This is a genomic window from Bacillus sp. FJAT-50079 (genome assembly GCF_018343515.1).
Taxonomy (GTDB): Bacteria; Bacillota; Bacilli; order Bacillales; family Bacillaceae_C; genus Lederbergia.
Window position 1 is genome coordinate 369,006 of sequence record NZ_JAGYPD010000007.1, and the last position, 11,727, is coordinate 380,732.

Annotated in this window: 11 protein-coding genes; 8 read left to right on the top strand and 3 right to left on the bottom strand. The window is 39.8% G+C overall.

The window, feature by feature from the left end; all coding sequences use genetic code 11:
• Window positions 1-64: 64 nt before the first annotated feature.
• Window positions 65-595: a hypothetical protein gene (locus KHA95_RS19990; protein WP_213139317.1), complete on the bottom strand. Its 531-nt coding sequence runs from the start codon at window positions 593-595 to the stop codon at window positions 65-67.
• A 233-nt stretch (window positions 596-828) separates the two neighbouring features.
• On the opposite strand from KHA95_RS19990, the gene KHA95_RS19995 reads away from it, so the two are divergent.
• The 7 genes from KHA95_RS19995 to KHA95_RS20025 all read left to right on the top strand — a co-directional run bounded on the left by KHA95_RS19995 (window position 829) and on the right by KHA95_RS20025 (window position 9,489).
• Window positions 829-2,217 (top strand): TldD/PmbA family protein, encoded by a 1,389-nt coding sequence (locus KHA95_RS19995; protein ID WP_213139351.1) that lies wholly within the window; start codon window positions 829-831, stop codon window positions 2,215-2,217.
• A gap of 4 nt (window positions 2,218-2,221) precedes the next feature.
• Entirely contained in the window at window positions 2,222-3,565 is a 1,344-nt protein-coding gene (locus KHA95_RS20000) for a TldD/PmbA family protein (RefSeq protein WP_213139318.1), read from the top strand.
• Between the two features lie 191 nt (window positions 3,566-3,756).
• Window positions 3,757-5,484, top strand: a complete 1,728-nt coding sequence (locus tag KHA95_RS20005) for an ABC transporter substrate-binding protein (RefSeq protein ID WP_249317108.1) — start codon at window positions 3,757-3,759, stop codon at window positions 5,482-5,484.
• A 114-nt stretch (window positions 5,485-5,598) separates the two neighbouring features.
• Complete coding sequence (locus tag KHA95_RS20010; RefSeq protein WP_213139352.1) at window positions 5,599-6,555, top strand: ABC transporter permease; 957 nt, start codon at window positions 5,599-5,601, stop codon at window positions 6,553-6,555.
• A gap of 46 nt (window positions 6,556-6,601) precedes the next feature.
• Window positions 6,602-7,528: an oligopeptide ABC transporter permease gene (opp4C, locus tag KHA95_RS20015; RefSeq protein ID WP_213139320.1), complete on the top strand. Its 927-nt coding sequence runs from the start codon at window positions 6,602-6,604 to the stop codon at window positions 7,526-7,528.
• Between the two features lie 6 nt (window positions 7,529-7,534).
• The gene (locus KHA95_RS20020) at window positions 7,535-8,521 is read left to right on the top strand and encodes an ABC transporter ATP-binding protein (RefSeq protein WP_213139321.1); all 987 of its coding nucleotides are present in this window, start codon (window positions 7,535-7,537) and stop codon (window positions 8,519-8,521) included.
• Entirely contained in the window at window positions 8,518-9,489 is a 972-nt protein-coding gene (locus KHA95_RS20025; protein ID WP_213139322.1) for an ABC transporter ATP-binding protein, read from the top strand. The genes KHA95_RS20020 and KHA95_RS20025 overlap by 4 nt, the downstream gene beginning before the upstream one ends.
• A gap of 42 nt (window positions 9,490-9,531) precedes the next feature.
• Here KHA95_RS20025 and KHA95_RS20030 read toward each other — a convergent pair whose 3' ends face one another.
• A complete protein-coding gene (locus KHA95_RS20030; RefSeq protein ID WP_213139323.1) occupies window positions 9,532-9,960 on the bottom strand; it encodes a hypothetical protein in 429 nt (142 codons plus the stop codon).
• 105 nt (window positions 9,961-10,065) lie between these two features.
• On the opposite strand from KHA95_RS20030, the gene KHA95_RS20035 reads away from it, so the two are divergent.
• Complete coding sequence (locus tag KHA95_RS20035) at window positions 10,066-11,256, top strand: amidohydrolase (protein ID WP_213139324.1); 1,191 nt, start codon at window positions 10,066-10,068, stop codon at window positions 11,254-11,256.
• Window positions 11,257-11,409: 153 nt separating this feature from the next.
• Here KHA95_RS20035 and KHA95_RS20040 read toward each other — a convergent pair.
• Window positions 11,410-11,727: transposase (locus KHA95_RS20040; RefSeq protein ID WP_213136900.1), on the bottom strand; the 318-nt coding region annotated here is incomplete at its 5' end.

The following is an 11,727-nucleotide window of genomic DNA, read 5'->3' on the forward strand; positions in this document are numbered from 1 at the left end:
AAGGCTTTCGATAGAGGTGAATGAATTTGTCCTCGTCAATATGTATAGGGAAAATTTAATATGATCATTTATGAAATTGATAATTGATCACCCTTAATCGTGGCGTATTATTAAGGGTGATCATATTCGATAGTCGCTTATTTAATGGAAATTCTTTAATAATGTTCACACCATCTAAAAGTAGCAATGTGGAGTCAAATGCCAATTTCTTAACCTCTTTCAGATTTTCCCCATCTTTAATTTTATACTCTACGTGAAATGAGCCCTCTGTTCCTGGTTCAATAAGCCCAGTTGCTCCGCCACCCATTGAGACCATTTTAATAAACTTACTGTCATTAACCAATTCCATTTTTGATGCCAGCTTTTTGCCCGGTCTAACGACTATTTCAAGTCCATAATGATGGTGACCAGGAGAATCAAATTCGCTTTTAACAGTTTTTTTACCTAAGTTCTTTAATTTAATGTCATAACGGAGAACATTTTCAGCTTTGATAATAGTAGTTTCAATATTGGATATGCTTATTTGTTCTGCTCGATCAAAAGCAGTAAGGGGGATAAAAGTAGTAATTGAAAGTAACAATAATAACTTCCTCATGATGTCTCCCAGCTCCTTAATTAAGTTTATCTTCTTCTTTAGTATTCGCATGACTGAAAGAGCTATTCAAATAGTAAATGTAAATGAATTATAATAAACTTGTCCAATGTGCTGATTCGTTTTTTTATTAGTCTCCCTTTTTATCATAATAATGATAATTCGGTATATAATGGAAGATGCAGAAAAGGTAACAAATGATAGATTCATATTATATATGGAAAGGAAGTGGAGAGTTGTTAAATCAAGCGACGATTGAAGATGTGTTAAATGCGGCGTTAGCGACTGGCGGCGATTTTGCTGAGGTGTTTGCAGAGGATCGTTTTACGAACAATATGATTCTTCAGCAAGGGAAAATCGATCGTAGCCTTTCGGGCCGGGATGCAGGTGTGGGCATCAGAGTATTTAATGGTCTGCATAGTGTCTACGCTTACACGACGGATTTTACAAAAAGCGGGTTGCTAAAAGCGGCAAGTAATGCAGCGCAGGCGATTAAAGGGAATGGACAGCATACCATTGCGGAATTGAAGCAAGAAACAATCAACCCATTACATAAGATCATCCACATGCCGCGCACGATTGAAAATGAACGAAAAGCAGCAGTGATGAGAAAAGCATATGAGATTGCCAAAAACTATCATTCCCGGATTAAGCAAGCAACGGTGACGTATATTGATTCGGAACAAAATATTCTCGTTGCCAACTCAGAAGGCAAGTTTGTCGAGGATACGAGAGTAAGGAGTCGTCTTGCGATTCAGGCGATTGCTTCAGACGGAACACAAATGCAGCCTGGTTATTACGGACCTGGCGCTTATCAAGGCTTTGAATTTTTTGAAAGCCTCGATCTAGAGCATTATGCGGGGGAAGCGGCGCGAATTGCGGTTACGATGCTTGATGCGGAGGAATGTCCGAGCGGAAAATTCCCGGTTATTATCGACAATGAATTTGGCGGCGTTATTTTCCATGAAGCATGTGGACATGGCCTCGAAGCTACTGCCGTTGCAAAAAATAACTCCGTTTTTGCAAATCGAATTGGCGAAAGGGTTGCACCTGATATTGTGACGTACATTGATGATGGCACCCTTCCAAATGAGTGGGGATCGCTTAATATCGATGATGAAGGGGAAAAAACACGGAAAAATATTCTGATTGAAAATGGGATTTTAAAAGGCTATTTAATAGATAAATTAAACAGCAGACGAATGGGAATGGAGGCAACCGGTTCAAGCAGACGTGAATCATACCGTTTTACTCCAACATCAAGAATGACAAATACGTATATTGCTCCAGGAAAATCGACCCGAGAGGAGATTATTGCTGCAACTGAGCATGGAATTTATGCGAAATATATGGGCGGCGGATCTGTCAATACCGCCACAGGAGATTATAATTTTGCAATAATGGAGGCATATATGGTCGAAAACGGAACGATCGGCAAGCCTTTAAAAGGTGCAACTTTAATTGGAAATGGTCCAGAAACATTACAGCTTGTCGATATGGTAGGAAATAATCTTGCTCATGGAGCAGGAATGTGCGGCTCTGTCTCTGGCAGTCTTCCAGTCAATGTCGGCCAACCGATGATTCGTGTCAGTGAAATAACCGTTGGCGGAACGAAGGGAGAGTAAGCAAATGAGAATTGAAAAATTTCAAGAAATGCTATTAGGCAATGGACTTTCCTATGGGTTTGAAGACATGGAAATTTATTATGAAAGATCGAATCGCTTTGCTTGTGATGTGTATAAAGGAGAAATCGACCATTATGAAACAGCGGAAGATGGCGGCCTTTCATTTCGGGGATTATATAATGGTAAAATGGGCTACGCGTACACTGAAAAATTTGATGAAGAATCACTAAGCTTTTTACTCGAAAGTGCGAAGGCGAATGCAAGCATTGTCGAAGAGGAAGAACAAGACGAGATTTTTGCAGGCGATGATACGTATGAGGAAAAGGACTTTTATTCAGAAAGCTTGGAATTGATCCCGATTGCGGATAAAATTGCTTTTTTACAAGAAGTAGAAAAGGAGATTTCAAATTATGACCCGCGAATTGCCTCGCTTAATTCGTGTAAATTAATCGAACAGTCGAAGGAACGACTGCTTGCAAACAGCAAAGGGCTTGTTCTCCATGATCGAAAAAATTATTTGGCCGTTGTCCTATCAGTGATTGTAAAACAGGATGGGGAAACGAAAAGCGGTTCGAAAGTAAAGATTACAAAAGATTTCTCTCGCTTGAATGCGAAGGAAATTGCCAAGGAAGTAGCCGAAGAAGCATTGTCTTATCTTGGTGAAAAATCGATTCCAAGTAAGAAATACCCGATCATTTTTCGCAATGATGCTGCAGCGAGCTTACTTGGCACATTTACATCCGTTTTTTCTGCGGAGGTGGCACAAAAAGGTCGGTCATTGCTAGAAGGAAAAACGGGAACAGTGATCGCTGCCAATCACGTCACGATCATGGATGATCCCTTTCATAAGGAAGGGTTTGATAACAGAAACTTTGATGGTGAAGGGGCAGCATCGAAACGATGCACAGTGATTGATAAAGGCCTTTTGAAAACGCTGCTTCATAATCAAAAAACAGCGAAAAAAGCAGGTGTAGAGACGACAGGGCATGCATATAAGCCTTCGTATAAAGGGACTCTGACGGTGGCGCCGTCCAATTTTTATATTGTTCCAGGCGGGAAAAGCCGTGAAGAGCTTATCGGTGGTCTGGATGAGGCGGTTATAATTACGAAGCTTGCCGGCTTACATTCAGGCGCTAATGCAGTGTCTGGAAATTTCTCAGTAGCAGCACATGGTTTTTATGTAAAAGCTGGAAAAGTGGAGACGCCGATCAAACAAATGACAATTGCAGGGAATTTCTTTGATTTGCTAAAAGAAATTGAAGAAGTCGGCTCGGATTTATATTTTTCAACGAGTGGGATCGGCTCTCCATCACTTTTCGTAAAAGAATTATCGGTAACGGTAGAATAATTGAATCATTTAAGCACTGGATATTCAATCTAGTGCTTTTTTGAGGGGAATTTATAACTATTTTAACTAAACCTAGTTGACAAGTAGGAATAATGAGGTTAGTATACAATCGTGGGAGATTCGCGTTATGGAAGCGAATGCTTCAATATACATAGATATTTAGTAATACGAAGAAAAGGGAGATGGAAAGTTTGCAAGGCAATAAGTTTACGATTTTAATAAGTGTTCTCTTATTAAGCTTTGTTCTTGCCGCTTGTAGTGGAGAGAAAGAAGCGAAGCAAGGTTCAAATACTGAAAATCCTTCAAATGCAGGCGTTAACACAGTTGAAGATGCACGAATCGAGGCAGAAAATCCTTCCGCTTCACCCCAATTGGCAATCAACCGTGGAGATACAGTCGTTGTAGGTTTGCAAGAACCAGGTGGAGTGTTCACGCCTTATTTTAATACGAGTGGTTATGATGGAAACGTTCAATCTGTCATGTTCCCTCCGCTAGTTGATATTAATGAGGCAGGGGAGCCGGTTCCAGGCTTAGCGGAGAAATGGGAGATTTCAGAAGATGGATTAACATATACGTTCACATTGCGTGATGGTTTATTGTTCGATGACGGCACACCTTTCACAGCTGAGGACATAGAGTTTACATTGACTCTGCTTCATGATCCTAGTTATGGTGGCGGAACAGATATTACGGAAGCGAAAATTGTCGGCGGTCTGGACTATAAAGAAGGAGACGCAACAGAGGTTTCCGGAATTAAAGTCATCGATGAAAAAACAATTGAAATTACAACAGAAGAAGTAAATGCACGTTCTCTTAGATTGCTTGGAGGACAAATATTGAAAAAAGCTTACTATGGTGCAGATTATGAAAAAGGCAACTTAGATTACTTAAATGCATTGCATCTTAAGCCGCTCGGAGCGGGTCCTTTCCGATTTGTAGATTATTTACCGGGACAGGAAATTCGCTATGAGGCAAATGAGTATTATTATGGTGGAAAACCTGAAGTGGCTCAATTTATTTATAAAACAACTGAGGGAGATTCTCAGCAATTTTTCCAAACGGGTGAGCTTGATTATAGTGCTTTAGCAGCTAATCAAGATAATTTTGAATTTTTACAAGCGTTAGGATTTGCGGATATTAATGTATATACATCATCCGCTTATAGTTATATGTCATTTAATCATGAAAAAGAAATTTTTAAAGATCCAAAAGTACGTCAAGCATTTATCCTTGGTCTAGATCGTCAAACGATCATCGATGCACATTTCCAAGGATATGCACAAGTAGCTAATGTGCCGGTATCACCTACTTCATGGGCTTATTCAGATGAAATTGGCACGACAGCTTATGATCCTGAAAAAGCAAAACAATTGCTAGAAGAAGCGGGATGGACAGAAGGTTCTGATGGAATTCGTGAAAAAGACGGCGAGAAACTCAAAGTCTATTATTTCACTTCATCTGGCGGACTTGCGGATACGTTAATTCCGATCGCAAAAGAAAATTATCAAGAACTTGGAATTGATTTTCAAGTAGAACAAATGGACTTCAATGCTTTACTATCACGTGTTGATAACGGAGATCATGATCTTGCATCTTTCTCAACAACAATGCTGCCAGATCCTTATGATGGTGTATCAGGATTTCACTCCAAATCGACTTCAACTACATTCAAGGGTTATGCAAACGATGATATTGATGCATTAATTGATGCAACGATCGCAACGAATGATATCGATGGGCGTACGGAAGCATTCCATGAATTGTATGAGGGATTAGAAGAAAATCCACCTGTCATTTTACTTGGCTATACTAAAGTATTGAGCGGGGTAAACGCGAGGGTAGAAGGATTTGAACCGAATGGTTATAGAGGAATTGCTACAAGCTTGAAAAATTTAAAAGTCGTCGATGTAAGTAACTAGGCGATTTATATCTAGTTAACTTCCAATAGGATTAGGCGTATTCAAATGACATATTTGGATGCGCCTATATTGGCGTTTTCGATTGATTGTTCGTTGATTGGGGGAGAGAAAAGCTTGAAAGGCTATGTATTAAAACGAATTCTTTATTTGATCCCAACACTGATTGGTGCATCTATCCTTATTTTTTTCTTATATTCATTGGTTCCTGGTAACTTTATCGATTCGGATCCCAATTTGACAATAGAACGGAAGGCAGAACTTTATGCCCTTTATGGGTTTGATCAACCAGATATTAAGCGTTATTTCATTTGGATCGGTAATTTGCTGCAAGGGGATCTTGGCTATTCATTACAATTTCAACGACCTGTTGTTGAAGTGCTTGGAAACTATATTTGGAGTTCCTTTATCGTTGCTTTGGCATCGCTCGTATTAACATGGGTCATTGCGGTCATCATCGGAATCGTTTCGGCAACACGCCAATATTCCCTTTTTGATTCAATATCAACGGTGCTTGTTTTCGCCGCAATGGCCACGCCATCCTTTTTTCTAGGTTTAATTGTCATCAAGTTTTTCTCTGTCGACCTTGGGTGGTTGCCTGCTGGAGGGAAGATAACGACAGGCAGCAATTACACGGGGTGGGCATATTTTAAGGATATTGCTGAACATATGGTATTGCCCGTCTTAGTGTTGACGATGCTTGGAATTGGTGGATTGGCACGTTATTTTCGGACGAATATGCTTGAAGTAATTAAACAAGACTTCGTTCGTACGGCAAGAGCAAAAGGATTGAAAGAAAAAGTTGTCATTTATAAACATGCGCTAAGAAATGCATTACTGCCGGCAATTACACTCTTTGGATTTGAATTGCCTGCGCTGTTTAGCGGAGCAATCATTACAGAACAGATTTTCAACTGGCCAGGAATTGGCGCCATTTATATGCAAGCATTTTCGGTTCGGGATTATCCATTACTAATGGGCTTTACGATGTTTATCGCCCTATTGACAGTTATTAGTAATTTACTTGCCGACTTGTTATACGGCGTCGCCGATCCGCGGGTACGATTAAAATAATCAATATGTAAGATGAACTTGATAAAGGTAAGGAGGTTGAAAAAATTTGGAGAGTACAACGGTAACAGCTTCAAGTGAAAATAAAATACAACAACAAAAGCGATCTTCACTTTGGGGACAAGTATTACAAAGATTTTTAAAAAGAAAAATCGCCCTTGTTGGATTAGGATTTCTTATTTTCATTTTTTTATTTTCACTAGTTGGTCCATTTTTTTCACCTTATGTAAACGAAGGGGTTAATACAGCGAAAATAAACCAACCGCCAAGTGCCTCCCATTGGCTTGGTACCGATAAATTGGGGCGCGATGTGCTGACACGGCTCATGATGGCAGGAAGAATTTCGTTAACAGTCGGCCTCGGTGCGATGGTCATGTCGGTGACGCTAGGGGCAACATTAGGAATTTTAGCGGGTTATTATAGAGGAATCGTCGATCAAATCGTAATGAGAGCGGCAGATATTTTGATGACATTACCGGGATTGCCATTGTTATTCATTATGGCAGCGGTCATGTCAGAATGGAAAGTTCCTACTGAACAACGGCTTTATATCGTCATGTTGATGTTAAGTTTAGTAGGCTGGCCAGGATTGGCGCGGCTTGTTCGCAGTCAGATTCTTAGTTTACGGGAAAGGGAGTTTATCCAAGCGACGGAAGCTTTAGGATTGCGTGATCGCAGAAAACTGTTTAATCATTTACTCCCGAATACCGTTCCTTTGTTAATTGTGTCTGGAACGTTAAGTATCGGCGGAGCGATTTTAAGTGAATCAGTATTAAGTTACTTTGGGTTGGGGGTTGTCCCTCCAACTGCATCGTGGGGGAATATGATCAACGCAGCAAATTCATTAATTGATTTTCAGAAACGGCCTTGGTTATGGATTCCACCTGGTGTAGCCATATTTTTAACAGTCATCAGTATTAATTTACTCGGAGACGGATTGCGTGATGCGATTGATCCGAATATGAAGAGGAGATAATCAGAAGTGACAAAGGAATCGATACTTCAAGTCAATCATTTACTCACCCGGTTTCATGCGGGTGATGGTTATGTGAACGCAGTAAATGAAGTGAGCTTTGAAATAAAAGAAGGACAAACGGTTTGTCTTGTTGGCGAATCTGGTTGTGGAAAAAGTGCCACAGCCATGTCGATTATGGGTCTCATCGATCCTTCGTCCGGAGGAGTAAGCGGCGGAGAAGTCATCTTTGAGGGACAGGATTTACTAACGATGAAAAAAGGAGATCTTCGCAGAGCGCGTGGAAAAGATTTTGCGATGATTTTTCAAGAACCAATGTCGTCACTTAATCCAGTTTTAACGATTGGGGAACAAATAATAGAGCCGATCATGGAGCACGAACTATTGACAAAAAGACAGGCGAAGAAGCGGGCATTGGAATTAATTGAGCTTGTGGGGATCGGAAGAGGAAATGAAATTTATTCGTCATATCCTCACCAATTAAGTGGGGGAATGCTGCAAAGGATCATGATTGCGATCGCATTGTCTTGCAATCCAAGATTTTTGATTGCTGATGAACCGACGACCGCTCTTGACGTTACAATCCAAGCACAAATCTTAGATTTGTTGCGGAAATTAAAAGAAGAGAGAAATATGGCGATGTTGCTCATTACCCATGATTTAGGTGTAGTTGCAGAAGTGGCTGATTATGTCATCGTTATGTATGCCGGTAAAATCATTGAGCAAGCCCCAGTAGTGGAACTATTTAAAAATCCGAAGCATCCTTATACGAAAGGGTTGCTTGAAGCGAAACCTGTTATAAATAAAAGAAAAGAGAAGCTATATACAATACCGGGGCAAGTGCCGAATTTAACGGATTTAAAACCGTCCTGTTATTTTAGTGATCGTTGTTCAAGTTGCATGCAGATTTGTACAGAAAAAATGCCGCCAGTGAAACAAATAAATGACGATCACCAAGTTGCATGCTGGTTATATGAAGAAGAGGTGAGCGTATGAGCGAAGCAACTCCTCTCATTGAAGTAAAACAATTGAAAAAGTATTATGGGGAATCTAGCAATATATTTAAACGAAATAAAGATGTTGTCAAAGCAGTCGATGGAGTTAGCTTTACGATCAATAAAGGTGAGACATTTGGTCTTGTTGGTGAGTCTGGAAGCGGAAAAAGTACGATCGGCCGCAGTATTTTGCGCTTGATGTCCATTACAGACGGTGAAGTACTTTATAAAGGGAAAAATTTGCACCATCTATCGAAAAATGACATGAGGAATTTAAGGCCGAAACTTCAATTTATTTTTCAAGATCCATTTAGTTCGCTTAATCCGCGGATTAGAATTGGCGATGCCATTGGTGAAGCAATGATTGATCATGGATTATGCAGCAAGAGTGAAGTGAAGGAAAAAGTCCTTGAAGTGTTGAATATATGTGGTCTTGCTCCCTATCATTATGATCGTTTTCCGCATGAATTCAGCGGCGGGCAACGTCAGAGGATCGGAATTGCTAGGGCGATTATTTTAAACCCTGATTTTATTGTAGCGGATGAGCCAGTTTCTGCGTTAGATGTATCAATCCAAGCGCAAATTATAAATTTATTTAGTGAACTGAAGGAAGAGAAAGAAATTACCTTTTTATTTATTTCACACGATTTGAGCGTTGTCGAGCATCTTTGTTCAAAAATAGGAGTGCTTTATCTAGGAACGATGATGGAACTAGCAAGTAGGGACGATTTATATGGGGATCCACTTCATCCTTATACGAAAGCATTATTATCTGCGGTACCGATTCCAGATCCAACCGTGAAAAGGGAGCGGATTATTCTTAAAGGTGATATCCCAAATCCGGCCAATCCGCCATCAGGATGCAAATTTCATACACGCTGTCCTTTGGCGACAGATATTTGCCGGATGGAGATCCCTGAATTTAGGGAAGTGAAAAAAGATCATTTTGTAGCATGTCATCTTGTATGATCGAAAGGTTCCTGTTACATAAACAGGAACCTAGCTGAATAGTTATGCTAACTCAATAGTAATGGATGTTTTTCCTTCCGCATCTAAAGAGTTTTCGCGGATCATACAATTGGGCGAAAGCATCTGTTTTAAAGTTTTATATTGTGGTTGATCTAAAACTAATTCTGCAATCCCTTTTTCAGTTAGATGGTAATTACGTTCTTCCAATTGATTAAATTTTAAACGTAATAAATTTTGCAGTCCTTTGATCGTTACAAACTTAATCGTATATCCATCTTGAATAATAGAACGGAAATCATTTTTTTCGGAAAGCTCTACAAGCTCATTAAAATCAAAATTTGTGTTGAAACCCTTCCAAGGGCTAACATCTTTTTTCTCTGTTTGTTGAAGCAGCTCCTGATCGGATACGCCATGATGGCGAAGGGTTTCAATCATATAAGCGGTTGGTAAAGATATCTTGATGCATTCCATTGTTAGTCCTCCAATACAAATCTGGTACATACATCTTAAACTACGAATCTACAAAAGACAATTAAACCAATATGATTAATAGAAATGAAGAAAGAAGGGACTACAATGAGACAAAAAGCCGATTTATTGAACGACATTTTTATAGAATTGGAAAATAACTATGATGAAATGGTTTCCTGGAGAAGGCATATGCACCAGTATCCGGAGCTTTCATTTAAGGAAGTCCAGACAGCAAAATATATCGAGGAAAAACTAGTCAGTTTTGGTTTAGACGTGAAAACCAACATTGGTGGAAATGGATTAATCGGAATTTTACAAGGGGATCAACCTGGAAAAACGGTTGCGTTTAGAGCCGATTTTGATGCATTGGCGATCACTGATGAAAAAGATGTTCCATACAAATCACTTAACTCAGGTGTGATGCATGCATGTGGTCATGATGGTCATACCGCGGCTTTACTTGGTGCGGCGCAAGCATTAAGCAAATTTCGAGCTCAATTGAAAGGAAAAATCATCTTTATTTTTCAACATGCAGAAGAACTGCCACCGGGCGGCGCAAAGTTTATGATTGAAGAAAATGTGTTAGATGGCGTAGATTATATATTCGGTGCCCATCTAGCATCAGATATTCCACTTGGTCAAGTGGCTGTCGGTGCAGGCTATAAAATGGCTGCAGTCGATAAATTTGAAATTGTTATTGAAGGAAAAGGTGGACATGGTGCAAGGCCACAAAATACAGTCGATTCGATTGTGATTGGAAGCGAAGTCGTCAATTCATTGCAAAAAATTGTTAGCAGAAGAATCAGCCCGTTACAATCGGCAGTAGTTACAATCGGAGTATTCCATGCGGGAAGCGCCTTTAATATTATTGCAAATACAGCTAGACTTGAAGGAACCGTTCGTACTTTTGATGAGAAAGTCCGTCAACAGGTGAAAGAAGAAATTCATTCGATTGTAAAAGGAATTACAGAGGCCTTCCATGCTTCATATAAAATTGATTATTTGCACGGATATCCAGCACTGTTCAATCCTCAAGAAGAGACCGAAATGGTTAAGAACCTATTAACGGAAGTATTTTCGGCAGAATCTGTCATTGAGATCGAGCCTGGGATGGGAGCTGAAGACTTTGCTTATTTTCTGCAAGAACGCCCAGGCACCTATTTCAAAGTTGGTTCCCGCAATAATGATGAACGTACACATTTCCCACACCATCATCCGAACTTCGACTTTGATGAAAAAGCATTACTTAACATCGGGAAATCATTTGTGAAAATTGCATCGCATTATTTAGTATAAGAAAAGTCGATAAGGAAACAAAAAAACGCTCATTTAGAGCGTTTCAGAGCGTAGACAAAAGGGTTGGAAATCATTTTGATTTCCAACCCTTTTCCTATTAATTCAGGTTAAATCTGTGAAAAAGTTCATTTCAGCTTTCCATTTTGGTTCTTATTAAGCGATGGTTGGCGTTTTCCATGTCCAACTGGCCAACTTCTTAAGATTTAAGGCAGCAAAAGTCAGCATCGCCTGCATGGACAATTTTTTAATACCTTTTAAGGTTGTCCAGCGCATGCCATGCTTTTCTTTGGCATCGGCAAAGACACGTTCAATCGTCTCTTTACGCTTTCCGTATATTTCTTTAATTTCATGATTGTGTCGTAAGTCCTCAGCTACATCCAAGTAATCTTGCCAGATATGACGTTGGATCATTTTTTGGTGATTCTTACTCTCCGTGCATTGGCTAAGCACCGGACACGTGGCACAAATAGA